Here is a 16,090-nt window from a genome sequence, read left to right as displayed (position 1 = left end):
TAGTTTAGTTTTAATTTTTTACTGAAATTTCAAAAGCGTCTAATCTGTATTCATCACCTGAATTAGTTGCGAAAATTATCACAGATTCATTAGTACCTGCCTCAAAAGTAATGGCATGTTTCTTAAATACATCAGCTATTCTTCCATCATTACTTTCTGTTCTAGATGCAATAATATTAGAAGTTAATAACGATTCTGCATAAGACGATGTATTAGGTGTAAGGATTGATAACGTCATTTCGCCAGGGCTATCTAGGTTAAATGCTGTGAAATAAGAAATCACATAAGTCGCACCTGGTGTCACTTCAATCTCTTGGTAAGCAACTCTATCTCCACCTGATGGGAATTTAGCAGACTGTAAGCCTTCTGGCACAGATCCTAACTCTGAATTAGAGTTAATTTGAGGTACTGTAGTTCCACCACCAAGAGGACTCCAAGCAGCATTACTAGGAACTCTCCATGAATCTCTACCATCACCAGAACCATCAAATAAATCATTATCCTCGAAACCTGCTTCAGAAATTTCAGGTACTGGTACCGTAGGTACAGCTTGATCAACCGTAATTGTTTTTAGTGTTACATCAGATTTCCCAAGGTTATCTGTCACTTTTAAACTTACATCGTAAACACCTGGTCCAGGGAATCCGAATATAACTTCACGATCTTGCAAAGTACCTTCAGGAAGATTGTCAATTTGTTCGTTGTAGTAAGCAATAAGAGCTATAGTTTCTTCACTTCGAGAAGCTTCTGCTACGGCTTTTTGTGCTTTCAACTTAATGACTTCTTGTTCCATTACTGCTTTTTTAGCAGGATCAGATTCACAAGGTATTTTAAATTCCAATTTATCAATTTCAGATTGAATACCAACAACAGTAGCATCAGCAGCATCGATACTTTGTTGTAAGATTGGTAAATCTTTATTAATAAGAACTAATCCTGTATCTGGGGTAACCGTCCAATCATATTGCGTTCCGTTCACAGCTAAATTTGTTCCAGCTTGAAAGAAATAATCATAATTGGCAGATAACTCGACATCATTACAATCGAATTCTGAAGAAGACACATCGCTAAAACTATAAAAAGGTGTTGGTCCTGTTATATCTTCTAAATCTCCAACATCTGGTAAATCATCATTAACACAAGATGCAAAAGATAACAATGCAACTGCTGCGACATACCTCACATTAAACAAATATTTTTTCATAATTTTTAGGTTTTTAGTATCCATCATTTTGATCGTAAAAATTAGGTAAGTTATCTCGCTCTCTTTGTGGGAAAGGAAGGTATTTCTTTGGACTTGTGTAGAATAAACTGTTATCGTCTGAGAACTTTTGTAAAACGTTATCAGCTTCACCAAAACGAATTAAATCGTATAAACGTTGGTTTTCGTATACAAACTCAACGCGTCTCTCGTCTAATAAAGCTTGTTTTGTAACTTCTACTTCTGGATCTAACCCTGCTCTTTGACGCACTTCATTAAATGCCGATACTGCTCTAGAATCGGTTGTACTGTTATTTCCTGCTAAAATAGCTTCAGCATATAACAATAACACATCTGCATATCTTAAAACGATCCAATCGTTATCGCCAATTTCTCCTGCAGTAGGGAACTTAGCACTAAAGGTATCGTTTGTAGGAATAGAAGGGTTATAAGATAAAGGATCAATACTTCCATAAAATCTTACTGGTTGTAATTCTGGAGTCATTACAGTTAAGAAATCTAAAGTAGCAATGTTTACACCATTAGATGGCCCTTGTAAAGTCATAGCAAAACTAAATGATTCTGAATCTGTTTGTACCTGACTGTTTAAATCACTATCACTTGTTACATAATTATCACTTAATGCTAACTCATAAGCGATGGCAAAAATAACTTCATCGTTAATTTCACGTGCAGGACTATTAACCCATGCACCATCAGGAACACCATCTGTGAATCCGTTGCTATCTAATGCATTTCCAAATACATGACCATAATTGTCAATTAATTTAGCATAATGATCAAAAATTGGAATATTCTCATTAGGCGATGTAATTAAACGATAATCGTAATCATCATGATTATCAACAACAGAAGCTAATAATAATTCTGCTTCAGAATAGTTAGGATTTGGTTGACTTAAATACGCTTTAGCTGTTAAACAAATAGCAGCACCTGCTGAAGGGCGGTATCTATTTTGTTCTACACCACTTAAATAAGCGATTGACGTTTTAAAATCTTCAATTATTTTAGCATAAACATCTGCTTCAGGTAATTGTGGATAATCTAAAGCCTCATCTTTAGTAACATCTAACACCTTATCAACATAAGGAATGTTTTGATAAGCTCTCACTAAATTAAAGTGAGCTAATGCACGCATAAAGTAAGCTTCACCAACGGCATATTGATATTCTTCAGGTGCAAGAAAACGGTTATCTATAATCGTATTTGCATGCTTTATAACAGCATAATTGTTAGAATAATACGTAGCAACATCACCGTTATTTGGATCGATATCGTAAGCATTAAAATCTGGATAGTTTCCATTTTCAGAATTTGCTCTTACGTTATCCGATCTAAGTTCTGTTAATAAAAACTCATTAGCTGGAATTTTTTGATAAGCATCAAGCACTCCATTCGCTAAAAATTCAAACCCGTTGTCGGTTTCTAACAGCTCTTCTATAGAAAGTGCTGTTGGATTTGTTAAGTCTAATTCTTCAGCACAACCCGTTAATAAAGCAGCGACTGAAAAACAAGCTATAATATTTTTATATATCTTTTTCATAATTAATTAAAAATTAAAGTTAATCCCTGCTGAAATAGTTTTTATTACTGGACCATCACCTCTTTGGTAACCTGCTGTTAAAGGCGTATTGGCATTATCAGATGTTTGACCAGCAGCTTCTGGGTTAAACCCTTCGTAATCTGCAGCAGTAAAGTATAATAAATTCTCACCAGTTATATATAATCTTAATTTATCAATGTTATACTTTGTAGTAAATGATTCTGGTACAGTAAAACCTAATGTTAAATTTCTTAAAGCTACGAAAGAAGCATCTTGAATATGATCATCAGTATATCTTCTGTGTACTAATAAATCTCTGTCTACGAAACTTGAAACTGCATTTACAGCAGACTCACTAGCGTAATACATTTGATCTAAATCTGCAACCCTAACTTCACCTCCATGAGATCCTTGGAATTGGAATCCAAAATCAAAGTTTTTGTAAACAAGTTCAGAATTTAAACCCCACATAAAATCTGGATAAGGATTACCTAGTTCCGTTCTATCATCACCATCGATAATACCATCACCATTTAAATCTTTTACGTAAACGTGAGCATAATCATTATTAAATCTATTAAAAGGATTATCTACCCATTCTAAAGGCATTTCCTTCTCATAAACCCAACCATAAAAAGATGTTATAGGTTGACCAACACGAGCAATAAATTCTGTAGGTCTAGTGTCTTGATCAATTCTTGAAAGAATCTGATCGTTATTACCTAAACTCACTACTTCGTTTCTGTTTAAAGAAAAGTTACCTGAAGCTTTCCAACTTAAATTTTCTGACGTATAAATTCTTGAACCTACTTCAATTTCAACACCTTCATTTTTCACCTCTCCAATATTTTGAAGCCAGTTATCAGCTCCATATACTCCTGAAACAGGCGCGAATAGGATTAAGTCTTTACTACTTCTAGTATAATAATCTACACCTAAAGTAAATAGGTTTCGTCCAAAAGTAACATCAAGACCAGGGTTAAACTCTACTAATTGCTCCCATCCTAAATCTTGATTCGCTAGTGTAATAGCTTTTACACCAGACAATCCTTGATAACTTATAGTACTGAATGACTCTTCAAATCGGTAAAGTGAGTTGAATATGTTATTATCAATTTCATTAGAACCAGAAATACCATAACTCGCTCTTAATTTTAAGAAACTAATGACATCACTATTAGATAAGAAGTCCTCCTTTGAAAGAATCCAACCTGCAGAAGCTGCTGGGAAAAATCCGTATCTTGTGTTAGTACCAAATCTTGTACTACCATCAGTACGAGCCGAAAGTTGTAGTAAATATTTCTCGTTATAGTTATAATCAATTCTTCCGAAATATGATACTAACTTATCCATACCATTATCTGTATATGAAATACCAGCATCTGCAATAGCAATATTATTATTGAAATCGTTAGTATAACCTACAGCTTCAGTTTCTTGATAGTAGAAGTGTCTTTCTGTATATTCAAAACCAAATACTGAGTTGAAATTATGTTTTCCAAAACTTCTATTATATTTAAGAAGTGACTCAATAGCGTATTGGTTCATTTCATCTCTAGATTCAAAACGAAATGCCTCTTGATCTCTATTTTCTTGACCGTAAAAATAATCGTTGTTATTATTTTTACCAGTTCTGAAAACACCAGAAATAGATTGTCTGAAGTTAAGTCCCTTTGCTAATTTGAAATCCATATAAGCAGAAGTGTTTAAGTTCAACTTCCTTTTGATACGGTCTCTTTCTAAATAATGAACTAAAGGATGTACGTTTTTAGTAGTAGATAAAGTTAAACCTCCAGAAGTTAAAGGACTTACAGTTGGAAGTCCTGTAACTGGATCTCTATTAATAGCTCTTGGATTGTCTGGATCTTGTGTAAACACGTGATCAAAAGCTCTAGAGAATCCGTAGCTACCTACCCCTATATTTTCAAACTGAAAACCAGCATCTCCTGGATCACCTTGTGTAATATACTTCATATGCTCTTCATTTAAATAAAGAGGTAAATGACCGTATTGTCTTAAAGGATCAGTAAATCTAGTAGGTACTCTTTTTTGGTCGTTATAGTTTGCACTAATATTAGCACCAAATTTAATTTTCTTGTTTTTAGATTTACTATCTATCTTGATTCTTGCATTAAGTTTCTGAAAATTATCTCCTAAAACCACACCTTCATCCTCAAGATACCCAATAGAACCTGTATAACTAGTTAATTCTGTACCACCTCTAACTGCTAAAGAGTGACTTTTAATAACACCGCCATTAAAAATCTCATCTTGCCAGTTTTGTTCGCCATCACCTAATGATGCGATAAATTCCATAGCCTCAAGTTCAGCATAAGCTGTATCATAATATCTATTAATATCAGCATATCTTGGGCTTGTAACTGGAATAGCAGCAACTTCTCCTGACAAACTATTTAACCTCGCACGCTCATCAGCAATGGTCGTATTGAAGTTTTCATTATTCTTAGTAAACTTATATCCAGTAAACGTGTTATACGAGAATTTTGTTTGACCAACAACACCTTCTTTTAAGGTCACTAAAATAACACCATTCGCACCACGAGAACCGTAGATAGCAACCGAAGAAGCATCTTTTAAAACACTTAAAGACTCGATATTGTTATTATCAATAGAGCCTAAAATATCTGGATCGGTTCCTATTACCACACCATCTATAACAATAAGTGGCGCAGATGAACCTGTAATAGAACCTGGTCCCCTTAATGTGATTTTAGGATCTCCACCAGCCTCTGTACTTGTAGTTTGAATTCTCAAACCTGCAACTTTACCTTGAAGCGCACTTTCAACACGAGCTACTGAACGGTCTTGAATTTCTTTGGAATCAACTTTGGTTAAGGCACTGGTGATATCTTTTTCTTTTTGATCACCATAACCAATAACCACGACTTCGTCAAGCTGAGATACATCTTCACTTAACGAAATATTTAATGGACCACTTCCACTAACAAGTTTGGTTTGAGACACGAACCCTAAATAAGAGTACTGCACTGCCTCACCTTGCTCCACATTAATTTCGTAGTTACCATCGAAATCTGTTGTAGTACCCCTTGTAGTACCCACAACGATAACATTTACACCCGGAATTGGAATACCGTCTTCTGCAGACACCACGGTTCCTTTCAGAACAATTCCACTTTGGGCAATTGCCGTGATGCTAAAAAGCAATATCACAACTAGAGCTAATTTATTCTTTAAATTCATAATTGGTTTTTTTATGTTTAAAATAGTATAGTTAACTACAACTCAAGCACATAACCACTTAAGCTGCATTTTTTTACCCCTACTAAAACTAATATGAATTGTTAACAAAAATTATAACTGTGAGAGTTCATATTAATACTAGATAATTGGAGTGAATTTTGATTTACTTCCCTCCTATAAGAAGTAAACATTAAAAAAGAAGGCGCAAACCTTTCCTTTTTTTTACGATAAATTCATGCTAGAAATAATTTTTAAGAAAGAGTTATACATTTAATTTAGTTGACGCAAACCAGTTTGGTTTACCAATTTGGTTCACCAAATATATGTTAAATTATGTTAACAGCAAAATAATTTTGATTTTTAACAGTATTATCATTTACACTAGTCAATAATTGTGAAAATGCTAACTATAAAATTAACAAAACCCTAACCCTTCTCTGTTATAGGCAATTAAAAAAAAAACAATTTCCCCTTAAAACGAAGTCAGGCCCCTTTCCTTAAAAATAAATCATGACTACTAAGGCAATTCAAATGCGAAATTCGCTATGCTACGCCTTCGTAAATTACCCTGATACCGAATATCAAATCGGAATAGAAATTGTTTAATGTCTCTAAATGTTTCCATAATCATTTTTTATTTACTAATTAAAGTAATACGATCCAGTCCACTGAAATGTACTACCGTTTATTACTAATTCGTGTTGTTTCTCATTTGAAACTTCATTATTGCAAACAATAAATGTTTTAATATTTCCTTGAATATCTTTTATCGAGATAGCCGTATAATCAGCATCATTATAAACCACTTTGACTTCTGCAATATGACTATGAGAGTTTACCGCGTTTTCCGATACAGGACTATAACTACCATGAGACTCGATAACAGATGCAAAAACAGCATCTTTTACTTTATTTTTTCTAATCATAAACCCAGGTTCCTTGCGCAAATTAAACTCCGGATCATTAGCTCCAATTCTTGTAAAAAACACTTCATCTTGAGCATTTGTCACGGTTGTTATGGTATGGAAACGTCCCGCATGATACCACGACAACTTCGCGTTGCCATCGTTAGCTTTACCATGGCCTTCAACAAATAAATGCTGATACCCGTGTTTAGCTCCTAAAGGCTTAAGTATTTCAGGTGTGGTATATTCAAAATTGGTTTCCATAACCTGACCTAAGTAGTAATATGGAAAATCATACTGATTCGTTTGATTCGAAGTCACAGCCATAATATCCAAAACATAAGGCTGTTCGAAACCAGGATCACTAATCAGTGCCATAGTACGCTTAAGCATCGTACCTGGGTATGCATTCGCTTCATGTGCACTTACCACTTTAATACCATCTTTATCAAAATCGTAAAAGCTTAGTTCGGAGTGGTGTTGTGAACCAATATCATACTTACCATTAAAATGACTTCCTTCATTTTGAATGATGGTATTATGAGCAATACTTTGCTTAGCCCAAGTTTTATTTTCTTTTAAATAATTACCTCCTCCTTTTTGTTCGATGTTAACAAATCGTGCTAAACCATAATCTTGAATAACTTCCTGACCAGACTCATACATCGAAAAAGATAATTTATCGTAATGTCCGTGACTTAAACCTTGAGCCGCATATTTAAAAACGACCTCTACATCATTGTCTCTTAAAATAGCAACACCACCTTGTTTACCTAGCGGCCCATCACTAAAATTAATAGACTTCTTCTCAAAGGGCTTTGCAGCACCTTCCTTTATACCCAAAGCAACTGCCAAACCAGAATCATCTAACAACACTCGGTTTTGCTTTTCTGCAATACTTAACAATTCTGGATTTTTAGAACCATGTAAATAAGCGATATCTACAGCCGTCACCAATTCTTTAGAATAATATGACATTCCCTTTTGCCCATCGTTTAATGGAAAAAAGTCACCATCGGCATCAGATAGGTTTAAAAGCGCATTTACTGCTTTTAATAGCACTCCATTTTTATGCTCAAATATTTTAAGCTCTGGCTTTACATTATTTAAGGCTTCAGAAAAAATTAAAAACGGATACATGGCATAACGCTGGTAATACGGCCCTTCAGTATAATACCCGTCTGGAGAAAAAGGCTCTTCTAAATTAGCTAAAAAACCTGCCTTACCGTCTTCATTTTTAATATAACCACCATCATTATCTTTAGCATTGGCATCAATGCCATCATCCTCGATACCATATAGTGCACGATGTAATAACTCATCATCATCCATAACTAAAGCAATCATACCCACAGCAGCATTTCCCCAAGTACTATGGTTATGAACACGGTTATAAAATTGCGGATTTCCTATAGAAATAAAATCGGCAAAAGGTCTGAAAAGGTTATTTTCCAATTTAGCTCTTTCTTCAGCGGACAAGTAATCGTAAATACAATCGTATCCTTGACTTGCATAAACCAACCAGTTAGAATCATTTAAACATTGCCAAAACAATTTCCCTCTAGCATATGAACGCGTTTGAGGATGCACAGGTAAGTCCTTATACATGGCTTCATATTGAAACAACATATCTTTAACATACTTAGCGTATTTTTCGTCATCTAAAATCTGATATAATAGACCCGCTTTCTCTAACATGAAGAAATTACGTTTATGACGCTCATGAGTATATCCACCAGAAAAATCCTTTGGAAGCGGCGTATCTATGCCTGAGGCTATTTCTGCATCAACTTCATCTTTGGCTATTTGAAGAGAGGCATCAAAAATTGGAATATTACCCAACTCAGCACGGATCTTTTCTACCCCAGCCTTTGTGATTATTAGTTTGGGGTGACTCCCCTTACTTGGAGACGATTGTTTTTCACCTGAAGTTTCATTTTGATTTTCACAAGAAAACATAAGTCCTAGCAGAAAAACACTAAGAAAAGCACTAATAATTGTTTTTTTATTAATTATCATTCGTATCTTTATAATTATTCACTTTAGTTTATACCGGAAACCAGTTTGGTTTACCAGATTGGTTGCCCAAATATAGTCATAAATTCTCACTTACACCAAACCTTTAGCGTTAACATGTTGATTTTAACAAGCAAATACTGTTAAATAATCAAAATCAAGACTTAAAACCAGTTTTCAATTACCAAATTCTCAACAAAACCGGTTTAAACTAAAAACAACAAACCTTAACTTCTAAATACTATTATTTATTCCTAATTCTCAGAATTTCTATAAAACAGAAAAGGTTTTGCACTAGCATTACACCAATACAAAACCTTTAGTTACTAACTCAAATTAACTTTTAATACATAAGTGTCATTTCTAAGTTCTCTTGAACTTTAATTTCCCCTGAATTAGATATGGTATTATTTGAATGCTCATTATTTTTAGCACCCCATAACACCGATACAAACTTAACAGGGTTATTTTTAAAGGTATTATCCTTGATATTAACATTTACAATACCGCGGTGATTTAATAAGGTTTTATTCTTTTCAGCACCACCAGAGTTTGTAAAGGTACAATTCGCGATTAATAAGTTTCCACCAATAGTAGATTCATCGTAACCACCTCTATAATAATCGACCACATTTTGCTTAATCGCATTAAACGTACAGTCGGTAATGGTTAAATATTCGGTGTTATAATCTCCCTTATCTAAAGTTTCCTCAGACAATTCTAGACCATTAGCACAATTATCAAAAGCAGTTTTATCGAAGGTAATCGTTTCTGCATAAGCTTCTCTATAAACCCTTAGCGCATAAGCAAAACCACTTATATCACAATTAGAAACCGCTAACCCAAAGTGATTAGACATGTTTTCTTTTAAGGTTGCAAAAGCATAATTCTCACCATTACCTTTTAACACAACATTATTTAGCGTTAAGTTTCCTTTTGGGTTTAACTCAAAAACAGGTGTATCAGCAGCACCAGAAAATACAATTTCAGCTTTTCCTTCTGCAGGAGAATTAATAGTTATTGTCTTGTTGATTTTTAAAGAAGCGTCTAACTCATATACCCCTGAAGCAAGTGCAATAACATCGCCATTTTCCGCAGCATCAATTTGCTTCTGTAGAGCATCAACTGAAGCAACACTATGCGTTACAGCCTCTTTAGATTGCACCTCATTAGAGTACCAATTAGCACCATATTTGGTTTTATCTAAAATATTAGGATTTGGCACATCGGCACTTAAAACAGCACCAACACTATTATTTTCCTCACGCGATTGACCAAATAAATCTTTTGTTATGGTATTAAAGTCGAAGCCTTCATAAGGCTCAACATCACTAGGAACCCCAGTAGGAATTAAAATATTATCTGATATTTTTTTAAGCTCAAGTGAAGCCGCAACAATACCACCATCAAAATTATTAAATTCGACACCTTGATTATCAATTACATTACTTTTAAATAAAACACCATCGGCTTTATCATGCTCAAAAACAGGAGAGGCATCACCAACTTCATTGTAAATAACATTGTTTGCTACAGTCGTTCTAATAGCTCTTGCCGATCTAATTTCAGATTTAGGCAACACATCTTTTTGAGAAATATTTGTTCCCACACCAAATTGCCATGGCGACACACAGTCTACATAAGTATTGTAAGCCACAACCACATCGGTTACCTGATTGTATCGGTTTTGAGGTGATTTAGGTATTCCATTCATCACAGCTAACGCCGATCTAAAACTTTCACCTTTAATGTTAAAAAAGTAATTGTTTGTCACCCAGTGACCAGAATTTACTATTCTAATACCACCTACATTGGTGTTTCCACTATCGTTAATAAAATAGTTACCATCGATGATGCAGTAATTACCATGACGCGTTACTAAAGATCCTTCACTATTATAGAAAACATTATTTCTAAACTCGTTAAAATTGGTTTTACTTGAAATGATCTCTACTTCACCATTACATTCTTCAAAAAGGTTATTAGCCACCATAGTATAACTAGGCGCCATAGAGGTAAAACTATTTCCTATTTGAATGGTTTCGGCACTTGCACCACCTTTTCTTGGGCGAGGCCCGAAATGGTTATTTACAATTTGATGGAAATTATTGGTACTCTCTATACCTTCTAGGTTAACACGCACTGTAGGTCCGCGATTGGTTTTTCCAGCGATATAACAGTTACTTAACGTGTTATGTCTACCCCAAAACTGAACCCATAAATCGGTTTCATCGCGATGTAACTGGTTAAAGTCTTCAATCACAGAATTGGTTAAGCTACAATTAAATGCAATTTCGTCTTCATTAATTCTAAAATCAACCACCGAGCTTGATGGTGAATGACCGTTTTGAAAATGTAAGCCTTCCGCAACCAAGTATTCACCGCCGAACTTCAAATATGATTCACCTTCAATAGAAACTTTACCAGCCGTTTCAGCCTTAATAGTTATGGGATTATCTTTTGTTCCTTTTCCTCGAAACTTAATTTGAACATCTTTCCATACCCCATTAGACATGACAATAACATCACCTGGTTTAGCTTCTTTTATAGCAGAGTTTAAGGCCTCAATATCACTTACGTTAGATGATGAAACCTTTGCCGATTTCTCCTTACAACCAAGACTTAAAAACAAAACTGCTAACAATAAAACTGTTTTTACTTTTAGACAATGTTGAACATTTTTCATTTTAAATTTATTCATTACGCTATTAATTAAGATTATTCCGCATTTAAAGGTATGACATATTGATTATCAAATAAAATCAAATGTCAAAAACAAGGAAAGTCCGTATTATGGTTCATAAAAGCAAAAAAGACAGACAGCATTTCGTCCATTTTATATACTTTCAATATTTGGTTTCAAACAAAAAGGCCTTTTAGTAAATAAAAGGCCTTTTAATAACTAAACAACTACTTATTGAACTACTAATTTTTTACTAAAAGTACGTCCACTAGCCTCAATTTTCAAGAAGTAAACTCCTTTATTGAAACTAGACAAATCAATTATGCTACCACTAAATTGATTGTTCTGATAAACACTTTTCCCTAACAGGTTATAAATACTTACACCTGAAATTTGAAGGTTTTTAGATTTTATATTTAAAATATCGTCTGCTGGGTTTGGATAGATTGCGAAGCCGTTTGCCGTAGCATCTTCAACAGAAGCCGTAGCATCTTCGTAAAGCATGAAATTATCATAAAACACCTCATAACTACTAGAAATAGCTTGAAGCGCTCTTCCATAAATTACAACAAAGTCATTTGTCGCGGTAAACGTGATAGAGTTATTCGTAAAGGTATTCGTTGTTGCATCTCCCTTACTAGAGTTAAAATCATTAGTAATATGCAAATACCCATCTACCATAGTCCCGTCATGAGCTAGTGCATCCTCATCTTGAATTTCCATATTCAACATAAAAAATTCTGTTGAAACGTTTTCAGCTTCAGACCTAGAATCTACTGAGAAGGTATATTGCTCACCAGCAGTAACTGCTATTTTTTGATACAAACGACGACTAGCCTCACCCAATTTAATACCTCTAGTTAAAACACCATTTTGGAAGGTCCCATCACTAGTTGATCCTGGCTGCTCACTATCATCACCATAAAAAGTCTCTAACCATGCATCTAAATCTCCATTATCCCAAAGTGCTTTATATGGACTAGCTGTCCCTCCATCTACCGTACTAGGTGGTGTCATATCAAATGTATCAGCATTATCATTGACATCAACTGTATGTGTATCTAAATCTCCGTTTAAAACAAGATTCGTTTGCGCTCCTGCATAGTTAAAGCACATTGCGCCAGCAAAAAGCGCACCAAATGCATAAGATTTTGTGTTGAAAAGTAATTTTGTTTTCATATCTATTTAGTTTTAAAAATTTCAGTTTGTGGTTAAGTTTTAAACGGTAAACCAGTTTGGTTTACCACTTTGGTTCTCCAAATATAGTTATTATTATTAATATTCCAAACTTTGTCATGTTAATTTTATAATCTAGGAATTAAAACCCTAAATAAATAGCAATACGGAATTCACTGAGGTATATTCTTATAAGGCCTTGCTATGAAATAAGCAGCATTAAGTCTATAAAAAAGTCGGCTATTTTAATTGCCGACTTTTTTATAAATAATTTAAACTGAATTTGCACCAATCATATACTTAATTAAGGAGCAACTACGATCATTTTCGACACATTGATACCCTGTGCCAAATTTATCATTCGAACAACATAGGTACCTTGAGGTAAACTTGAAGTATTTATTGCCATACCCGATGTCTCATCTGTAAAGTTTTGGGTTAAAACAAGACGACCATCCATACTATAAATATTAACCACATCTAACGAAATTCCGTTAATTTTTATATTTAGTACATCTTTAACTGGCACTGGGTAAACAGAAACAGCATTAGAATCAAACTCGTTAGTAGACAAAGTTGTAGCTTCACCATAGAAATTAATTTCAGCAATATTCATCCACTGACTGCTTCTAACTTCAGCACCATTTGTGGTATTAGAAAAACGTCCAAATCCAACTACTTTTACATATCTAGCCTTTTCTTGATTTAATGAAAATTGAGTGAAATCTGTTGAGTTTGCTGTTGTATAAAAATAATTATCGCTTACAGGTAATATTTTTGTAAAACTTCCTGCTTGCGTATCTGTAGTAGACACCCATATTTGAAATGCATAAGGATCAGATTTGCTATCTGTTGCAATTTCAATCAAATCCATAGCATAGTCGTCTCCTAAATCGTAAATTACATATTCACCATCGGTTTGAAGATCATCGGCCACCCAGCTCGTACCTGAATTTTTATCTAACGAATTTGTGGCCACATTATCTTTTGGGTTTGGGTGTAATTGATCTTGCTGTCTAGAATAAGAGTCAACAGTTACAGGAGCTCCATTAGCACCAGCATTAATTAAATCTAACAAATCGGTAGGATCGGGAGCGTCTTGAGTAATATTTAAAACGACCACATTGTTATCTGCTCCAGAAGTCTGAGTAAAGGTTATAGATCCCGATCTGGAAGCCGTACTAGAGTTTTCAGTTACAGTGAAAGACACCGTTTCATTCCCTGTACTGAAACTAGGAGACACATTAGAAATCCATGTTCCATTTATAGCTGTAACTTCCCAACTTACATTGGCAGATACTGATACATCGTAAATTCCAGCTGTATAAGCTAATGTTGACACAGTGCCAACCGACAAATATTCTCCTGGTGTTACTATAATTTCATTACATGTTGGATTTGAAATAGCTGCCCCTAAATAATCAACAAAACAGGCACCTACCCCATCGTTTCCAACGTTTGAATGACTAAACGGCACATCATTTCCTGTATTAGCACCTTTACCTGTAGTTCCAGAAAAAGTAAAAATTTCACCTGAAGCCGTTGCTGTAATGCCTGCATTCTCAGCGAAACCATCGTTTGTAACCCCTAGAGCCGCACCTTTGTATTCGTTACCACTGTAACTTAAAGTCACTCCAATATCGTCGTATGACGTAGCCGTATCACCAGAAATAACATCAGACAGATTAGCATTTCCAGAATCAAAATAAATTAAGTTATTAGAAACTGTTCCTTTAACATCACTATTATTATCTACATTCACATTAAAAAATAATGGCGAAAACGTATTCACGATAGAGTTATTAGAAACATTGATGTTTTCAGACCTTTGGTAGCCATTACTAACACTAGTAGAATTACAATCTACATTTGCACTAGACCCTCCTCCAATAAAAGTAATACCATTATTCCACTTAGCTTGGTTTACTTCTGCAATACAATCTTGAATATAGTTGTTAGTAATATTATGGTTACTATCTGAAATTCTAATTCCTCCGGTACCATCAATATTTTCGCCTATAAAAAAATTGCCATCAACTGTGGCATTTGCGCCATGCCTTAATACTAAAGACCCTCTACAGGCTCTAAAAGTGTTATTCGTATAGGTATTACCATAACTTTTATTGGTAATGATTTCATTTTCACCATCGGCTTTATAAAAGTAGTTACCACTAACTTCACAATTACTTCTCACGTTTTGATACTCACTTGTACCAATACGAATAGTTTCACTATCTCCCGAGTTTGATAAACCTGGCCCATAAAGGTCATCCATCTTCTCGAAGTTATAGAAATAATTATTCAGAATCTTGTGACCAACTTCTAAACAACGTGTATTAATAGGCGTTTCACCGGCATCTTCATCGTATGGTGGCGAAGCATTATATTCATATTCAGCTAGAATTAAAGCTCCAGCACTAACTTTGTTTAAAAAAGAACAATTCACGACACTGTTATAAGTACCATATAAAACAACCCATCGGTGTTTAGGAATGGATTTTGAATCACCAGGATCTGGATTCAAAGCTTCAAACAAATCATCTGGATCAATACCTAATCCATCGATAACACAATTTTGAATCCTACTGTGATTTGCGTAAACCGAGCCACTTCTAAATTGTATGAAGTTACTCGCTCCGTAACCCCCTTTCCAGTGAAACCCATCTACTACAAGATGATCACCAACAATATTCATTGGCATACCTCCTGTAAAAACAACACCTCCAGGGGTTTCAGCTTTAAAAATAATAGGCGAATCTGCTGTTCCTGTACCCGAAAACGTAATGCGTTCATCGGTAGAGTAAGTACCATTAGCTAGAATGACAACATCTCCAGCTACGAGACTTAAATTTTCCAATTGATCGGGATTGGTAATTGTATAAGGCGATTGCGCCGCAACAAACTGGGTTATGAGTAAGCCCAGAAGCATTAAATTGAATTTTGACCATGACTTTTTAAAGCACAGCCGTTTAGTGAACGTAATTTTTGTTACCATCTTAAGTTTAGTTTTAGTATAGTTGATATTTTATCTGAATCCAATTATTGGTTTTCCAGATTGGTTTTCCAAATATAGGATTATTTTTTTGAATCAAGAAAGTATTAAATAGCTGGTTGACTGATTATAAAAATGCAAATCCACTTTGTAATAAAAGTTATTTATAAAAGCTTTAGTTCTCAATAGAATAAAAAAAGCTGCCCTAAAAATTGAAACTATAGTCATTCTGTGCTCAACACAGTATCTCATAATATTGAAATTCAATAATTATGAGCATCTGAAATAAATTCAGATTGACGAAAAATCAACTTTTAAGGCAGCCTATAAA

At 34.4% G+C, this 16,090-nt stretch carries 7 protein-coding genes; all 7 read right to left on the bottom strand.

Features of this window, described 5'->3' with window-relative positions; all coding sequences use genetic code 11:
- Positions 1 to 10: 10 nt before the first annotated feature.
- Entirely contained in the window at positions 11 to 1,204 is a 1,194-nt protein-coding gene (locus tag A6I66_RS06920) for a hypothetical protein (protein WP_245683440.1), read from the bottom strand.
- A 13-nt stretch (positions 1,205 to 1,217) separates the two neighbouring features.
- Positions 1,218 to 2,765 carry a RagB/SusD family nutrient uptake outer membrane protein gene (locus tag A6I66_RS06915; RefSeq protein WP_067147000.1) on the bottom strand — a complete coding sequence of 516 codons (1,548 nt, stop codon included), beginning with the start codon at positions 2,763 to 2,765 and terminating at the stop codon, positions 1,218 to 1,220.
- 6 nt (positions 2,766 to 2,771) lie between these two features.
- Entirely contained in the window at positions 2,772 to 5,987 is a 3,216-nt protein-coding gene (locus A6I66_RS06910; RefSeq protein ID WP_067146998.1) for a SusC/RagA family TonB-linked outer membrane protein, read from the bottom strand.
- Between the two features lie 641 nt (positions 5,988 to 6,628).
- Positions 6,629 to 8,911 (bottom strand): heparinase II/III domain-containing protein, encoded by a 2,283-nt coding sequence (locus A6I66_RS06905; protein ID WP_067146996.1) that lies wholly within the window; start codon positions 8,909 to 8,911, stop codon positions 6,629 to 6,631.
- A 340-nt stretch (positions 8,912 to 9,251) separates the two neighbouring features.
- Positions 9,252 to 11,609, bottom strand: coding sequence for a chondroitinase-B domain-containing protein (locus tag A6I66_RS06900; protein ID WP_245683439.1), 2,358 nt, complete (start codon positions 11,607 to 11,609; stop codon positions 9,252 to 9,254).
- A 213-nt stretch (positions 11,610 to 11,822) separates the two neighbouring features.
- Positions 11,823 to 12,770: a T9SS type A sorting domain-containing protein gene (locus A6I66_RS06895; RefSeq protein ID WP_067146994.1), complete on the bottom strand. Its 948-nt coding sequence runs from the start codon at positions 12,768 to 12,770 to the stop codon at positions 11,823 to 11,825.
- A gap of 301 nt (positions 12,771 to 13,071) precedes the next feature.
- Positions 13,072 to 15,696 carry a chondroitinase-B domain-containing protein gene (locus A6I66_RS06890; protein ID WP_245683438.1) on the bottom strand — a complete coding sequence of 875 codons (2,625 nt, stop codon included), beginning with the start codon at positions 15,694 to 15,696 and terminating at the stop codon, positions 13,072 to 13,074.
- Positions 15,697 to 16,090 lie beyond the last annotated feature (394 nt).

The sequence above is a fragment of the Pseudotamlana agarivorans genome (genome assembly GCF_001642835.1).
Taxonomy (GTDB): domain Bacteria; phylum Bacteroidota; class Bacteroidia; order Flavobacteriales; family Flavobacteriaceae; genus Pseudotamlana; species Pseudotamlana agarivorans.
This window is presented reverse-complemented; position numbering and strand designations above follow the sequence as displayed.

Bases quoted from the DNA above. Each gene is read 5' to 3' on its own strand.
- A6I66_RS06900 (WP_245683439.1), bottom strand. From the start codon at position 11,609: ATGAATAAATTTAAAATGAAAAATGTTCAACATTGTCTAAAAGTAAAA.
- A6I66_RS06890 (WP_245683438.1), bottom strand. From the start codon at position 15,696: ATGCTTCTGGGCTTACTCATAACCCAGTTTGTTGCGGCGCAATCGCCT.
- A6I66_RS06910 (WP_067146998.1), bottom strand. From the start codon at position 5,987: ATGAATTTAAAGAATAAATTAGCTCTAGTTGTGATATTGCTTTTTAGC.
- A6I66_RS06895 (WP_067146994.1), bottom strand. From the start codon at position 12,770: ATGAAAACAAAATTACTTTTCAACACAAAATCTTATGCATTTGGTGCG.
- A6I66_RS06920 (WP_245683440.1), bottom strand. From the start codon at position 1,204: ATGAAAAAATATTTGTTTAATGTGAGGTATGTCGCAGCAGTTGCATTG.
- A6I66_RS06905 (WP_067146996.1), bottom strand. From the start codon at position 8,911: ATGATAATTAATAAAAAAACAATTATTAGTGCTTTTCTTAGTGTTTTT.
- A6I66_RS06915 (WP_067147000.1), bottom strand. From the start codon at position 2,765: ATGAAAAAGATATATAAAAATATTATAGCTTGTTTTTCAGTCGCTGCT.